The organism is Halomonas sp. EF61, from assembly GCF_040147045.1.
GTDB lineage: Bacteria > Pseudomonadota > Gammaproteobacteria > Pseudomonadales > Halomonadaceae > Halomonas > Halomonas litopenaei.
In genome coordinates this window covers 421,284-436,871 of sequence record NZ_JAMSHM010000004.1, presented here as the reverse complement: position 1 = coordinate 436,871, position 15,588 = coordinate 421,284, and the positions used below count along the sequence as shown (strand labels likewise).

Here is a 15,588-nt window from a genome sequence, read left to right as displayed (position 1 = left end):
ACCGATGAAGCCCGCCTGTGTCGATACTGGCGCCAGTGGCGCACCACGACGATACTGACAACGGACCTTTTGCATTAGCGCCGCCGCCAGGCGGCGCTGTCGTTCTCCCCCCATTCTCGAACCTCTCGCCATCCGCCCACGCTGGTCCTCGGACTCCCGGCCCCTGTCCCTGCCCTGATACAGGCTCAGGCTCAGGCCCTGGCTCAGGTTCAGGCACGCCGGCAGCGGGCGATAGCGCTCACTGGAAGGAGGCAGACATGAGCACCGTCGAATCCAATGTTCGTCCCGACTACGACGACGAACTCAAGGCCATCGCCGACTATGCGCTGGACGCCGTCATCGATAGTGACGAGGCCTTCGATACCGCACGCCACTGCCTGATGGATACCTTGGGCTGTGGCCTGCTGGCATTGCGCTTCCCAGAATGCACCAAGCATCTGGGGCCGCTGGTGGAAGGCACCCAGGTGCCATGTGGCTCGCGGGTGCCTGGCACGTCCTATCGACTGGACCCGATCAAGGCGGCCTTCGATATCGGAGCCATGGTGCGCTGGCTGGACTACAACGATACCTGGCTCGCGGCGGAGTGGGGGCACCCGTCGGACAATCTGGGCGGTATCCTGGCGGTGGCCGACCATCTCTCACAGTGCCGCGTGGCCAGAGGCGAAGCCCCGTTGGTCATGCACGAGGTGCTCGATGCGATGATACGGGCACACGAGATACAGGGCGTGCTGGCACTGGAGAACTCGTTCAATCGTGTCGGACTGGACCACGTGTTACTGGTCAAGGTGGCGTCCACTGCCGCTATCGCCAGGCTGCGCGGCGCCAGTCGTGAGCAGACGCTGTCGGCGCTATCCCATGCCTTCGTCGACGGTCAGAGCCTGCGCACCTACCGCCATGCTCCCAATGCCGGTTCGCGCAAGAGCTGGGCCGCCGGTGACGCCACCTCGCGGGCGGCGCGTCTGGTGGACATCGCGATGCGCGGGGAAATGGGCATACCCGGCGTCCTGAGCGCTCCCCAGTGGGGCTTCTGTGATGTCTCCTTCAGTCACTCCAATCGTGATCTCTCGCTGAAGCCCGAGGACACCCGGCGTCTACGTCTGCCTCAGTCGTTTGGCAGCTACGTGATGGAGAACATCCTGTTCAAGCTTTCCTTCCCCGCAGAGTTTCATGCCCAGACGGCCTGCGAGGCGGCGGTCACCCTGCACCCCGAGGTCAAGGGGCGGCTGGATGAGATCGAGCGCATCGAGCTGACTACCCATGAGTCGGCAATACGCATCATCTCCAAGGAAGGGGCGCTGGCCAACCCGGCAGATCGAGACCACTGCCTGCAGTACATGGTGGCGGTACCGCTGATGCTGGGTGAGCTTCAGGCCGAGCACTACGAGGATGACTTTCATCAGGCTCATCCGGAGATTGATGAGCTGCGGGAAAGGATGGTGGTCGTCGAGGACGAGGGCTATACACGGGACTATCTGGACCCGGACAAGCGATCGATCGCCAACGCGGTCAGGGTGGTGTTCACCGATGGTAGTGCGACCGACAAGGTGGAGGTGGCCTATCCCATTGGTCATCGCCGTCGTCGCGAAGAGGGCATGGCGGTGCTCGAGGCCAAGTGTCGACGCCACCTGGCCACCCGATTCGCCCCCGGACGTTGCGACGAGATCATGGCGCTGTATCAGGACGCCGAGCGCCTGGCGGCGACGCCGGTCCATCGCTTTGTCGATCTGCTGGTGCTGTAGAGACCAACGAGGGGAGGGCGGCTTGGGCAGCGCTGTCCCCGGGCGTACCCATGGGCCTGCAAAATCCGTCGCCGGGCAGGCTTAGCCTTTGGTCGAAATTTTTTTACACGAAGTGCTTGCCAAGGCCGGCCCCGATCCGTAAAGTACGCATCCGCTGCCGGCGACGAGCAAACGTCACAGGCGGTGAAGGGTGGTAAAAGTGATTGTTTTGAAAAGGCTTTTTCAAGTCTTCGAGAAATTCTCCACTTGACGGGCAGCGAGAAATCGGTAGAATGTTCGCCACTCGATCGGAGTCGCCGGGACGGCATCGCAGGATGTGCGTCAGGCTCGCTTCGCTTTCTCTTGGGTCCTGCAGGCATCGCTTGCACGGCGAAAAAAGAAAGCCTTGACGAAACGCTTCGATTCTGTAGAATACGCCTTCCTCGCAGGGCGCTGTGACAAGCGCTCGGGTTAAAGATTCGGGCTGCGGCGCAGCAAAGCGAGACGCTCTTCCGGCCAGGTGTCGCAAGAGCAGCTCTTTAAGCTCTCTATAGAGCCCAGAGCACGCTCTTTAATAATTTGATCAGGTAATTCATGTGGGCGCTTGCCGATGAGTCAGTGACACTGTCACTGAAATATCAAGGCAAGCGACTCGTCAAACGAGACGTTTGAACCTTGAGCCAAGTTTGGTCCGCTTAACGGACTATCAGACTTTAAACTGAAGAGTTTGATCATGGCTCAGATTGAACGCTGGCGGCAGGCCTAACACATGCAAGTCGAGCGGAAACGATCCTAGCTTGCTAGGAGGCGTCGAGCGGCGGACGGGTGAGTAATGCATAGGAATCTGCCCGGTAGTGGGGGATAACCTGGGGAAACCCAGGCTAATACCGCATACGCCCTACGGGGGAAAGCAGGGGATCTTCGGACCTTGCGCTATCGGATGAGCCTATGTCGGATTAGCTAGTTGGTGAGGTAACGGCTCACCAAGGCTGCGATCCGTAGCTGGTCTGAGAGGATGATCAGCCACATCGGGACTGAGACACGGCCCGAACTCCTACGGGAGGCAGCAGTGGGGAATATTGGACAATGGGCGAAAGCCTGATCCAGCCATGCCGCGTGTGTGAAGAAGGCCTTCGGGTTGTAAAGCACTTTCAGTGAGGAAGAAAGCCTTGAGGTTAATACCCTCGAGGGAGGACATCACTCACAGAAGAAGCACCGGCTAACTCCGTGCCAGCAGCCGCGGTAATACGGAGGGTGCGAGCGTTAATCGGAATTACTGGGCGTAAAGCGCGCGTAGGCGGCTTGATAAGCCGGTTGTGAAAGCCCCGGGCTCAACCTGGGAACGGCATCCGGAACTGTCAGGCTAGAGTGCAGGAGAGGAAGGTAGAATTCCCGGTGTAGCGGTGAAATGCGTAGAGATCGGGAGGAATACCAGTGGCGAAGGCGGCCTTCTGGACTGACACTGACGCTGAGGTGCGAAAGCGTGGGTAGCAAACAGGATTAGATACCCTGGTAGTCCACGCCGTAAACGATGTCGACTAGCCGTTGGGCTCCTTGAGAGCTTTGTGGCGCAGTTAACGCGATAAGTCGACCGCCTGGGGAGTACGGCCGCAAGGTTAAAACTCAAATGAATTGACGGGGGCCCGCACAAGCGGTGGAGCATGTGGTTTAATTCGATGCAACGCGAAGAACCTTACCTACCCTTGACATCGAGAGAACTTTCCAGAGATGGATTGGTGCCTTCGGGAACTCTCAGACAGGTGCTGCATGGCTGTCGTCAGCTCGTGTTGTGAAATGTTGGGTTAAGTCCCGTAACGAGCGCAACCCTTGTCCCTATTTGCCAGCGATTCGGTCGGGAACTCTAGGGAGACTGCCGGTGACAAACCGGAGGAAGGTGGGGACGACGTCAAGTCATCATGGCCCTTACGGGTAGGGCTACACACGTGCTACAATGGCCGGTACAATGGGTTGCGAATCCGCGAGGTGGAGCTAATCCCATAAAGCCGGTCTCAGTCCGGATCGGAGTCTGCAACTCGACTCCGTGAAGTCGGAATCGCTAGTAATCGTGAATCAGAATGTCACGGTGAATACGTTCCCGGGCCTTGTACACACCGCCCGTCACACCATGGGAGTGGACTGCACCAGAAGTGGTTAGCCTAACTTCGGAGGGCGATCACCACGGTGTGGTTCATGACTGGGGTGAAGTCGTAACAAGGTAGCCGTAGGGGAACCTGCGGCTGGATCACCTCCTTAAACGACACGTCATCTGACTGTCGGTAAGTGCTCACAATGAATTACCTGATCGATAGAGCGGTTAACGGAACTTTAAGTTGGACGTTTGTGCTTCATTAGCAAGCCACAAGCCGCCAGCTTAGAGTTTTGTGCTCTAATGCTCTTTAACAATGTATATCATGCTGACAAAGTAAGATGCGTTTCAAGCGTATCCGGCAATTGTCGTGACATCATCGATTGACAGACCCTTTGGGGTTATATGGTCAAGCGATGAAGCGCATACGGTGGATGCCTAGGCAGTCAGAGGCGATGAAAGACGTGGAAGCCTGCGATAAGGTTCGGCGAGGTGGCAAACGACCTGCGACCCGGACATCTCTGAATGGGGAAACCCACCCAAGGTAACTTGGGTATCTCATGTTGAATATATAGACATGAGAGGCGAACCGGGGGAACTGAAACATCTAAGTACCCCGAGGAAAAGAAATCAACCGAGATTCCCCTAGTAGCGGCGAGCGAACGGGGACCAGCCCTTAAGCAACACAACTGGTAGGTGAACAGACTGGGAAGTCTGGCCATAGTGGGTGATAGCCCCGTAACCGAAACCTGAGTGTTGTGAAATCGAGTAGGTCGAGGCACGTGAAACCTTGACTGAAGACGGGGGGACCATCCTCCAAGGCTAAATACTCCTGACTGACCGATAGTGAACCAGTACCGTGAGGGAAAGGCGAAAAGAACCCCGGAGAGGGGAGTGAAATAGATCCTGAAACCGTATGCGTACAAGCAGTGGGAGCCAACTTGTTTGGTGACCGCGTACCTTTTGTATAATGGGTCAGCGACTTATTTTCAGTGGCGAGCTTAACCGTATAGGGGAGGCGTAGAGAAATCGAGTCTTAACTGGGCGACCAGTCGCTGGAAATAGACCCGAAACCGGGCGATCTATCCATGAGCAGGTTGAAGGTTGAGTAACATCAACTGGAGGACCGAACCAGGATCTGTTGAAAAAGATTTGGATGACTTGTGGATCGGAGTGAAAGGCTAATCAAGCCCGGAGATAGCTGGTTCTCCTCGAAAGCTATTTAGGTAGCGCCTCACGTATCACCGCCGGGGGTAGAGCACTGTTTCGGCTAGGGGGTCATCCCGACTTACCAACCCGAGGCAAACTCCGAATACCGGTGAGTGCAAGCGTGGGAGACACACAGCGGGTGCTAACGTCCGTTGTGAAAAGGGAAACAACCCAGACCGTCAGCTAAGGTCCCGAAATCCTGGTTAAGTGGGAAACGATGTGGGAAGGCTTAGACAGCTAGGAGGTTGGCTTAGAAGCAGCCATCCTTTAAAGAAAGCGTAATAGCTCACTAGTCGAGTCGGCCTGCGCGGAAGATGTAACGGGGCTCAAACCAGGTACCGAAGCTACGGGTGTGTTCGCATCACTTAAGGTGATTCGATAGTGTCAGTTCGCTGCCATCGCGAAGCGATGGCAAAGCGCTTCCCGAACGTTGAGTCGGGCAGGGCAAGGTGAACGGCCTGAGTCATTTTAAGGATGCGAACACGCGGTAGAGGAGCGTCGTGTAAGCCGATGAAGGTGTGTTGAGAAGCATGCTGGAGGTATCACGAGTGCGAATGCTGACATGAGTAACGACAAGGGGAGTGAAAAACTCCCCCGCCGGAAGACCAAGGGTTTCTGTTCGACGCTAATCGGAGCAGAGTGAGTCGGCCCCTAAGGCGAGGCCGAAAGGCGTAGTCGATGGGAAACGGGTCAATATTCCCGTACCTCACAGTATTGCGATGGGGGGACGAAGAAGGCTAGGTGAGCCAGGCGTTGGTTGTCCTGGTGAAAGCCGGTAGGCTGAGGATTCAGGTAAATCCGGATCCTCAAGGCCGAGAGGCGAGACGAACTGACTACGGTCAGGAAGTCATCGATGCCACGCTTCCAGGAAAAGCCTCTAAGCTTCAGATACTGTGAGACCGTACCCCAAACCGACACAGGTGGTCAGGTAGAGAATACCAAGGCGCTTGAGAGAACTCGGGTGAAGGAACTAGGCAAAATGGTGCCGTAACTTCGGGAGAAGGCACGCCGCATTAGGGTGAAGGTCCTCGCGACCGGAGCCTGACGCGGTCGAAGATACCAGGTGGCTGCAACTGTTTATTAAAAACACAGCACTCTGCAAACGCGCAAGCGGACGTATAGGGTGTGACGCCTGCCCGGTGCCGGAAGGTTAAGTGATGGTGTTAGCTCACGCGAAGCTCCTGATCGAAGCCCCGGTAAACGGCGGCCGTAACTATAACGGTCCTAAGGTAGCGAAATTCCTTGTCGGGTAAGTTCCGACCTGCACGAATGGCGTAATGATGGCCACGCTGTCTCCACCCGAGACTCAGTGAAATTGAAATCGCAGTGAAGATGCTGTGTACCCGCGGCTAGACGGAAAGACCCCGTGAACCTTTACTACAGCTTCACACTGGACGCTGATGTTGCTTGTGTAGGATAGCTGGGAGGCTTTGAAACCCTGTCGCCAGATGGGGTGGAGCCAACCTTGAAATACCAGCCTGGCATCATTGGCGTTCTAACTCAGGACCGTAATCCGGTTCGAGGACCGTGTGTGGTGGGTAGTTTGACTGGGGCGGTCTCCTCCCAAAGAGTAACGGAGGAGCACGAAGGTACCCTCAGCACGGTTGGAAATCGTGCAGTGAGTGCAAGAGCATAAGGGTGCTTAACTGCGAGACAGACACGTCGAGCAGATACGAAAGTAGGTTCTAGTGATCCGGTGGTTCTGTATGGAAGGGCCATCGCTCAACGGATAAAAGGTACTCCGGGGATAACAGGCTGATACCGCCCAAGAGTTCACATCGACGGCGGTGTTTGGCACCTCGATGTCGGCTCATCACATCCTGGGGCTGAAGTCGGTCCCAAGGGTATGGCTGTTCGCCATTTAAAGTGGTACGCGAGCTGGGTTTAGAACGTCGTGAGACAGTTCGGTCCCTATCTGCCGTGGGCGTTGGAGATTTGAGAAGCGCTGCTCCTAGTACGAGAGGACCGGAGTGGACGTACCTCTGGTGTTCCGGTTGTCACGCCAGTGGCATTGCCGGGTAGCTATGTACGGACGGGATAACCGCTGAAAGCATCTAAGCGGGAAGCCCCCTTCAAGATGAGATCTCCCTGAGGCCTTGAGCCTCCTAAAGGACCCAGCAAGACCAGCTGGTTGATAGGCCGGGTGTGGAAGCGCTGCAAGGCGTTGAGCTAACCGGTACTAATGGTCCGTGAGGCTTGACCATATAACACCCAAAGGGTTTTGGTCGATGATGTCTCGAATCAATTGACGGATACGTGGGACGTATCGAGCAGGACTTTGTCAGTATTGATGTACATTGCCTTTTTCCGCCTGACGACCATAGCGAGTGGGAACCACCTGATCCCTTGCCGAACTCAGAAGTGAAACCGCTCAGCGCCGATGGTAGTGTGGGGTCTCCCCATGCGAGAGTAGGTCATCGTCAGGCATTTATTCAGAAGAAGCCCGGTTATCGAGAGATAATCGGGCTTTTTCATATGCATGGGAAGACCCCCCTCTTTATATGTGGGGCCGCGCCGATAACCCCCTCGGCGCGGTCCGGCCGCTCGCAGGCTCGCGTCGTTCGTCCCCCCTTGCAGCTTCGCTGCAAAAGCTCGGGGTGACTCACCCCCATGCGAGGGCGCTGTTGTTTGTGTGACGCCCTCAGGTCGTTTGCAGGAAGCCCATTGGGAGCGAGGCCAGGCGGCGTTGCCGCAGTCCTTGTGAAGAGCTTCGGGGTGACTCACCCCCATGCGAGGGCGCTGTTGTTTGTGTGACGCCCTGAGGTCGTTTGCAGGAAGCCCATTGGGAGCGAGGCCATGCGGCGTTGCCGCAGGCCTTGTGAAGAGCTTCGGGGTGACTCACCCCCATGCGAGGGCGCTAGTGTTTGTGTGACGCCCGGAGGTCGTATACCCCTCCAGTGGCATGTTGGCATGACCGGAAAAAGACTCAAGCGTTGAACCATCGCGCTGTTCAGGGGGTGGTCATGCGGCGTCGACATTGTCATGCTTTTTTTACGATACGCCTGGAACGGGTTCCAGGCGAGTCGCCGGGTTCGATTCGCGCATGAGGCGCGGTGAATCCTTTCCCTTCAGCCACAGAGCTGTCATGAAATCGCGGAATCCTCCGTGCTTCCTTCATGCCCATCAGGGCGCCATTCATCTTTCCCAAAAGGAGAGTCCGACAGCCTGACCCTAGTCTGCTGTCGCTACCCACCACATGAGTCATACCACCGCTTCCTCCGACTCGCGGGCTTCTTCGGCCGGTTCTCGACTGGGTGATCCCATCGTGCTCATCTTGAGCATCGGCTTCATCATGGGCTTCGTCGCCCTGTCTGTGTACGACATCGAGATGGTTGCCAACGGCATCTCGGCAGGCTTTGCCTGGACCGCCAAGACCCTGGGCAGCTATTTCCAGCTGTTGTTGCTGGCGACCTTCTTCATCGCCATGGGCATCGCCGTGTCTCCCAGCGCCAAGGCGCGTATCGGCAATCTCGAGACGCCAGAGATCAGTACCTTCAAGTGGCTGTCGATGATCATGTGCACGCTGCTCGCGGGAGGCGGTGTGTTCTTCGCCGCCGGTGAGCCGGTCTATCACTTCGTGGTGACGCCGCCGGCCTTTGACAGCGAAGCCGGGACGGCCGAGGCCATTTCAGGGGCTCTGGCCCAGTCGTTCATGCACTGGGGGCTGCTGGCCTGGGCCGTGCTGGGTACGCTGGCGTCGGTGGTGCTGGCTCATGCCCACTACGTCAAGGGACAGCCGCTGCAGCCGCGGACCCTGCTGTATCCGGTGCTGGGCGAAAAGGTCATGAAGGGGCCCTTCGGTGGCCTGGTCGACGCTCTGTGCGTAATCGCCGTGGTGGCGGGTACCGTCGGCCCCATCGGTTTCCTGGCGACTCAGGTCAGCTTCGGTTTTCATGAGTTGTTCGGTGTCAGTGAAGGCTACAGCACCCAATTGATGGTGCTTGCTGCTCTGGGGGTGGTGTACGTGACCTCGGCGGTCACCGGGATCCACAAGGGGATCCAGATCCTCAGCCGCTTCAACGTGTTTCTGGCTCTGGCGATCGCTGCCACGATCTTTATCCTGGGACCGACGCTGTTTCTGACCGATGCCTTTACCCAGGGGGCGGGCGCCTATCTGAGCTCGTTCTTCGAGATGGCGACCATGACCACCCAGACCGCACCGGACTGGTGGATGCAGTGGTGGACAGTGTTCTTCTTTGCCTGGTTTATCGGTTACGGCCCGCTGATGGCGATCTTCGTCGCTCGGATTTCTCGTGGACGCTCCATCCGGCAGATGATTCTGGCGGTGGCGGTGATGGCGCCTGTGGCTACCATGATTTGGTTCACCCTGCTGGGCGGTTCCGGCATCTACTATCAACTGAGCGGTGCCATCGATCTGACCGAGGCGCTGAACAACTTCCAGTTTGATGTCGCGACCCTGACCGTGGCCCAGGCGCTGCCCGGCGGAAGCCTGATGGCCATGGCCATCCTGCTGTTGACCACCATCTTCGTGGCGACGACGGGTGACTCCATGAGCTACGCCATTTCCGTGGTCGGTGCCGGTCACGACGAGCCCAACGCACTGGTTCGTGCCTTCTGGGGCATCGCCATGGCGCTGATGGCTGCCATTCTGCTGAGAATGGGCGCAGGCCAGATCAGTGCCCTGCAGCAGTTTATCGTGATCACCGCCATCCCGGTGTCGCTGGTGCTGCTGCCGACATTGTGGACGGCCCCTCGGGCGGCTCGTCAGATGGCCAAGGAGCAGGGCATCCTGTAATCGGGACATCGCCTCTGTTGGCCGCGGCCTGATGGCTCTGCAGGTTGAGTCCTGATTGCGGCCTCCGCTCCATTGTCTGCCCCCGACGCTTGCGTCGGGGGCAGTTTCGTATATGGCACAGCGGTCCGGCAGTCGCTACCGGATCGGCAAGTTGTGCGTCTTCCTGCGCGAGCTTGGCTCAGCGTACCGGGTGTGTCGCTCCCGGTGCGTCAAGCTGACCTCCAAGGCCGGGGAAGGACCGCGCGACTCGTCGCCAGGCGCCGTGACTGCTACCATGACCGACTTTCGTCGATCCTCTGGAGTGCCCCCGTGAACTTGACCACGCCGGCCCTGCTGTTTCCCGCCATTTCATTGCTGTTGCTGGCCTATACCAATCGCTTCCTGACCCTGGCCGGACTGATCCGCAAGCTGGCGGAGCAGGTAAAGGAGGGGGAAGAAGATCACGTCACCCAGATCCGACTACTGCGCCGGCGCATCTCGCTGACCAAGCGGATGCAGATCGCCGGGGTTTTCGCTTTTCTACTGTGCACCCTGTCGATGTTTGCGCTGTTCCTGTCATGGACGCCGCTGGGTATGCTGCTGTTCGGCATCAGCCTGGCATCGCTGTCGATATCTCTGGTGTTTTCGCTGTGGGAGGTGGTGATCTCCACCAACGCCCTGAATGTTCAGTTGAAGGATATCGAACTGACCGCCGAGGGACGCGCCGGACTCGACTGGAGAAAGAGAACCTTTACCCATGACGCCTGATCAAATCCTTCTGTTCTGTCGCCCGGGGTTCGAGCCGGACCTGGCCGCCGAGCTGACCGACCGCCTGCACGCTGAGTTCCTGGCCGAAGGCGAGGGCGCCAGCGTCGAGCCCCTGATGGAGGAGGGGCTGGTCAGGGTCAGCATGGACTGCGAGCACCCGGCCAATGACTTGCATCGTCGCCTGCGTCTCGACGAGCTGGTATTTGCCCGCCAGTCGTTGCTGGCCCTGCCGGAGCTCTCGCTGTCCCGGGACGATCGACTCTCGCCCATCTTCGAGCAGCTCAAGGCCTGTGGCTGGAGCTTCGAGTCGATCTGGCAGGAGACCCCGGATACCAACGAGGCCAAGGCGCTGAGTAGCCTGTTGAAGGCGTTGGAACGCCCGCTCAATTCCCAGCTCAAGAAGCGTGGTGCCTTGCGCCGCAAGGCGGGAGGACGACGGCTGCACCTGGTCTGGCGTGACGGTGACCGGGTCCAGCTGGCGATGAGCTTTCCCGGCAATCGCAGTGAATTCCCCGGCGGCATTCGACGTCTGCGCTTCCCCCACGCCGCGCCAAGCCGCTCGACCTTGAAGCTCGAGGAGGCCTGGCATGAATTCGTGCCACGTGACGAGTGGGACGAGCGGCTCGGGGAGGGCATGCAGGCCGCGGATCTTGGCGCGGCTCCGGGGGGCTGGACCTGGCAGCTGGTGCAGCGGGGGATGCAGGTCTACGCCATCGACAATGGCCCCATGGACAAGGCCCTGATGGCCAGCGGCATGGTCGAGCACCTGCGTGAGGATGGCTTCGTGTGGGAGCCGCCGATGCGCCTGGACTGGCTGGTCTGCGACATCGTCGACAAGCCCTCGCGCGTCATCACCATGATGGAGCGTTGGCTGTTGCAGCGCTGGTGTCGCGAGGCGGTGTTCAACCTGAAGCTGCCGATGAAGAAGCGCTGGGAGGAGGTATCGCTGTGTCTTTCCGGCCTCGCGTCACGCTTGCAGGAGGCCGGGGTTCGGGCTGAGATACGCTGTCGTCACCTCTATCACGACAGAGAAGAGGTCACCGTGCACGTTCGCCTCGATTGAGGCGGCGACACGGGCAGCAGATCGGCGTGGGTCAGTAGGCCGGTTCGAAGATCCGGACGTTTTCGGCCTCGGTCAGCAACGGCTGGACGTGCTGCATCACTCTTTCTCGGGCCTCGCTGTTGTACCATGCCTTCCAGGCGCGCAGATCGCGCCACTTGGTGATCATCAGACGGCGGTCGGAGCGTCCTTGTTCGACCAGGCTCTCGCCGCCGAAGAAGCCATCGGCGCCCAGCGACTGGCGCATGGCCTCTCGTGCGGCCTGCTCGTATTCTTCTTCCAGGCCCGGCATGATGCGGCGCTCGATGATGATCTTGATCATGCTTTCACTCCAACTCCGAGGTATTGATGGTGGATTCTTCCGATGCGCTGCCCGCAAGCGACAAGGAACTGGATACCAGCGGTCTGTTCTGCCCTGAACCGATCATGATGATGCACAACGCGGTGCGGGACATGAGTCCTGGCCAGGTGCTCAAGGTCACGGCGACAGATCCGGCGACCACCCGAGATGTGCCCAAGTTCTGCCAGTTTCTCGGGCACGAGCTGGTGGAGCATCGCAGTCTTGAAGATGGCTCGCACTTCTACTTTATCCGGCTGGGATGATATTGCCGAGGGAGGGGACTCAACGCTTGAGCCCCCTCCCTGGTGGTGACGCTCTTTCTGACGTTATGGCGCGGCTTCCTCATCGTCGTCAGGCATGACCATCATGGCCAGAGCTTCCAGTGTCGCCGGGTCTTCCTGGCGAATACGGTTGGCGATCTGGCGCTGGAAGAAGTACACCACCCGGTGTCGGCTGTGGCCCGGGTAGAGACAGGCGTCGCCGGGCAGTACCGGGACGGTTTCGATCAGGTTCTCGTCGGCCAGCAGGGACTCGATGGTGCCGTCGCTGTACAGGCGCCAGCCGAAGACCTGCTTGAGCTGCCAGGGCGCGCCTTCCTCGTCCATGCACAGGGCGTGGGTACCCTGATGATCCGGCAGGCTCTGGATCAGGGTGGTTTCGCGGGTATCCTCGTATTCGAAGTAGGCCGCCGCGTGGGCCAGTTCCATTTCCTTGTGTTCCGGGGGCTGGTCGAACAGCTCCTCGGTTTCCGGATCACGGTAGCCGACGAAGTGACCGTGGTCCGGATCGTCGAGCTGCTCGCATGGCGTCAGCGACTCCATCCACGGGACCAGCCCGACAATATCGCCGTTCTCACGCATCCCCCAGGCCAGTATCGGCATGCCGTACAGGGTATCCGGGTGCGCGTCGAGTCGGTACACCATCTCTAGTCCATCGAGCTCCGGGGCCAGGCGAACCAGGCGTCTGCGGGCCAGTTGGCGTTGGCGCATGCTCTCCAGGTCGATGACCCGAGCGGGGCGGGGTGACAGTGGAATGCCCATGATCTCCCTCCAGCGGCTGCTTGCTTACGGCATCGCATCTCGGCCCGGGGCCGGACGCTGCGCTCTACGTCCCTGTTCTCATCAATAGCACAGACTCATCAACTAGCGTAAGTCCTCGTGGGTATCACAGCGTTGACGCCATTGCTGACGCAACCACAGGTGATCGTCTCGTACGCGCACGAAACTTGCCAGTGGCGTGGTTTCGCTGTCCAGGTCGAGCCATTGCCGGCGGTAGTCCTGAAAGGCCTGGCTGCCCGCCACATGGGCGTCCAGCAGTCGGTCCATGCCAGCGAACCAGCGTAGCGCCTGCGTCTCGAGGCGCTCAAGTGACGCTAGGGTGTCGCCTTCCTCGGGCAGCGTCGTCGTCTGTGAACATGCCGCATCAGCGCCGGTCCGGTCGTCGTCTGAGCCATGGCGGGAGGCGAGGGCGCTCTCAAGCAGTCGACTGGCTTCCTCGAGGCGTTGGCTTGCCAGCATCAGGGCGCGCATCAGCTCGGCACTCAGTGGACGATCCCGCAGGGTGGCAAGCGCCTGTTCCAGTGGCCCGGACTCTGGCGTCCACTGGCGGTCGAACTGGTGGATGACCGCTTCGTTCAGATAGCCAAGCGCCGCAAGCTGCTCGTCGACCGCCGAGAGTTCGTCGAGAGGCAGGGGGGAGCTTGCCCGCGAGAAGCTGCCGGTCCACTCCTCGGAGGAGACCAGGGCGTTGTAGCTGGCCAGCGGCAGCTGGCGTGTCTTGATGTCGGTCAGGCGAGCCAGACGCTGGCGGTCACCCTCGGCCAGGGCGTCGGCGGCCTCGGCGTTCCAGCAGGCGCTGAGGCGGCGCCACAGACGCAGCTCGTAGAGCCAGCGCTGGCTGGGGGCGGCGGTCTTGCCAAGCTGGTTGTTGCGCTCGGCGACCAGGTTGGCGATATGGCAGCCGCGCAGGGCAAAGACGTCGAGCATGCCTTCCCTGATCGGCGGGATCTCGAGCGTCAACTGACGGCGTTCGGGGAAGTCGCCGATGTTGGCCACCGGCGCGGGCTCCGGTGGTGGCTGGTCGAGTGCCTCGGCTAGCCGCTGTTGATAGGCCAGCAGATCACGTTCCAGCGCCGAGTCGCCACAGCCCACCAGCAGCGACAGGCAGGAGGCGAGCAGCAGCGGTCGCCACCGGCCAGGACGAAAGCCGTTCATGCTCAGCCGTCCTCCGCACGCCTGGCAACGCTTCGGGCCTTGCGCCGGAAGCGCTCACCGAGCAGCAGCGCGGCGACGGTCAGCCCCGCGATCAGCCCGATCCAGTAGCCGTGTACCCCCATCGGCTCGATCCAGTCGCCAACCCCGTAGCGTCCCAGCAGGTGGCCGCCGCCGAGGCCGACCAGCCAGTACGCCAGCAGGGTGATGAACATGATCACCCGGGTATCCTTGTAGCCGCGCAGGGCGCCGGCGAGGGCCACCTGCAGGGAATCCGATACCTGATAGAGCATCGCCAGCCCCACCAGCGACAGGGTCAGTGCCTGGACCTCGACGTTATGGGTGTAGAGTCCGACGATGGTCTCCGCCGTCAGCCACAGCAGCAGGCTGTTGAACAGCGCCACCAGTAGCGCGATCAGGATGCCGTTCCAGGCTACCAGTCGCGCCAGCCGAGGGTCACCACCGCCGAGGGTGTTGCCGACCCGCACCGTCAAGGCCATACCCAGTGACAGCGGCAGCATGAACAGTACCGAGGTGTAGTTGAGCGCCACCTGGTGAGCGGCCACCACGATCTCGCCGAGGCTTGCGATAAACAGCGCGATCAGGGTGAACAGGGTGACCTCGACAAAGATCGCCACACCGATGGGAACGCCTACGTAGAGCAGTTCGGCGATCATCCGCGGGTTCGGACGGGTGGGCGAGTGCCACAGCTCGATACTGCCATAGGCGCGGCTCTTCTGGGTGTAACGGACCATCGCCAGGGTCATCACCCACATGGCGATGGCGGTGGCGATGCCGCAGCCATAGGCGCCCAGTGCCGGCAGGTCGGCCAACCAGCCGGGGGTGGCGTCGCCCAGCAGGCGAGTAAAACCGTCGCCACCGTAGATCAGCACATAGTTGCTGGGAATATTCACGGCAAGCCCGATCAGGCTGATCCACAGCGCCGGTCGGGTATGATTGACCCCGTCGGAGAACGCTCGCAGCGCCAGAAAGATGGCGACGCCGGGCATTCCGAAAGCCACTGCGCCAACATAGTCACGAGCGCGTTCGGCTACCTCGGGGGGGACCTCCATCCAGGCGAATACCGGCGCCACCGCAAGGCGCAGCAGCAGCGCCGAGACCAGCCCCAGTACCAGGCCCACCCACAGCGCCTGGTGCACGTTGGGGCGAATGCCCGCCTGGCGCCCGCCCCCCAGCAGCTGGGCGACGATCGGCGTCAGCCCCATCAGGGTACCGGTCATGAACAGCATCAAGGGCATCCACAGACTTGCACCGACGGAGACCGCGGCGAGGTCGGTGGCGCTCTGGCGGCCAGTCATCATGATATCGACGACGCTCATGCCGGCCTGGGCCAATTGGGCGCCACAGATGGGCAATGCCAGACGGATCAAGGGCCAGCTCTCGCGGCGGCTGGTGGCGCCGAGGCCGGTGGGGAAAGGACGCACGTTGGTGGGCTCCATGC

General features: G+C 60.2%; 9 protein-coding genes, 3 rRNA genes and 1 pseudogene. 8 read left to right on the top strand and 5 right to left on the bottom strand.

Features of this window, described 5'->3' with window-relative positions:
- Positions 1-257 precede the first annotated feature (257 nt).
- From NFI08_RS21515 to rlmM, 7 genes are all read left to right on the top strand, one after another.
- Complete coding sequence (locus tag NFI08_RS21515; RefSeq protein WP_108450038.1) at positions 258-1,739, top strand: bifunctional 2-methylcitrate dehydratase/aconitate hydratase; 1,482 nt, start codon at positions 258-260, stop codon at positions 1,737-1,739.
- Positions 1,740-2,433: 694 nt separating this feature from the next.
- Positions 2,434-3,971, top strand: a 16S ribosomal RNA gene (locus NFI08_RS21510).
- 240 nt (positions 3,972-4,211) lie between these two features.
- Positions 4,212-7,217 (top strand): 23S ribosomal RNA (locus NFI08_RS21505).
- Positions 7,218-7,323: 106 nt separating this feature from the next.
- Positions 7,324-7,439: ribosomal RNA gene (rrf, locus tag NFI08_RS21500) — 5S ribosomal RNA — on the top strand.
- Together the 16S, 23S and 5S rRNA genes form the textbook arrangement of a ribosomal RNA operon.
- Positions 7,440-8,209: 770 nt before the next feature.
- Positions 8,210-9,769, top strand: coding sequence for a BCCT family transporter (locus NFI08_RS21495; RefSeq protein WP_045992980.1), 1,560 nt, complete (start codon positions 8,210-8,212; stop codon positions 9,767-9,769).
- Positions 9,770-10,078: 309 nt separating this feature from the next.
- The gene (locus NFI08_RS21490; RefSeq protein ID WP_108449027.1) at positions 10,079-10,516 is read left to right on the top strand and encodes a DUF2721 domain-containing protein; all 438 of its coding nucleotides are present in this window, start codon (positions 10,079-10,081) and stop codon (positions 10,514-10,516) included.
- Positions 10,506-11,579, top strand: a complete 1,074-nt coding sequence (gene rlmM, locus NFI08_RS21485; RefSeq protein WP_108449028.1) for a 23S rRNA (cytidine(2498)-2'-O)-methyltransferase RlmM — start codon at positions 10,506-10,508, stop codon at positions 11,577-11,579. The genes NFI08_RS21490 and rlmM overlap by 11 nt, the downstream gene beginning before the upstream one ends.
- 31 nt (positions 11,580-11,610) lie before the next feature.
- On the opposite strand, the gene NFI08_RS21480 is transcribed toward rlmM, so the two are convergent.
- Positions 11,611-11,898 carry an antibiotic biosynthesis monooxygenase family protein gene (locus tag NFI08_RS21480; protein WP_045992977.1) on the bottom strand — a complete coding sequence of 96 codons (288 nt, stop codon included), beginning with the start codon at positions 11,896-11,898 and terminating at the stop codon, positions 11,611-11,613.
- A gap of 26 nt (positions 11,899-11,924) precedes the next feature.
- Between NFI08_RS21480 and tusA the strand changes: the two genes are divergently transcribed.
- Entirely contained in the window at positions 11,925-12,179 is a 255-nt protein-coding gene (gene tusA / locus NFI08_RS21475; RefSeq protein ID WP_045992976.1) for a sulfurtransferase TusA, read from the top strand.
- A 63-nt stretch (positions 12,180-12,242) separates the two neighbouring features.
- Here the strand turns inward: tusA and NFI08_RS21470 are convergent, their stop codons facing one another.
- From NFI08_RS21470 to NFI08_RS21460, 4 genes and pseudogenes are all read right to left on the bottom strand, one after another.
- Positions 12,243-12,956: a hypothetical protein gene (locus tag NFI08_RS21470; RefSeq protein ID WP_045992975.1), complete on the bottom strand. Its 714-nt coding sequence runs from the start codon at positions 12,954-12,956 to the stop codon at positions 12,243-12,245.
- Between the two features lie 98 nt (positions 12,957-13,054).
- Complete coding sequence (locus NFI08_RS22925; RefSeq protein WP_375038301.1) at positions 13,055-13,282, bottom strand: hypothetical protein; 228 nt, start codon at positions 13,280-13,282, stop codon at positions 13,055-13,057.
- Between the two features lie 97 nt (positions 13,283-13,379).
- Positions 13,380-14,129, bottom strand: a pseudogene (locus NFI08_RS21465) (DUF3080 family protein); the annotation flags it as partial.
- A 2-nt stretch (positions 14,130-14,131) separates the two neighbouring features.
- A complete protein-coding gene (locus tag NFI08_RS21460) occupies positions 14,132-15,571 on the bottom strand; it encodes an MATE family efflux transporter (RefSeq protein ID WP_231498674.1) in 1,440 nt (479 codons plus the stop codon).
- Positions 15,572-15,588 lie beyond the last annotated feature (17 nt).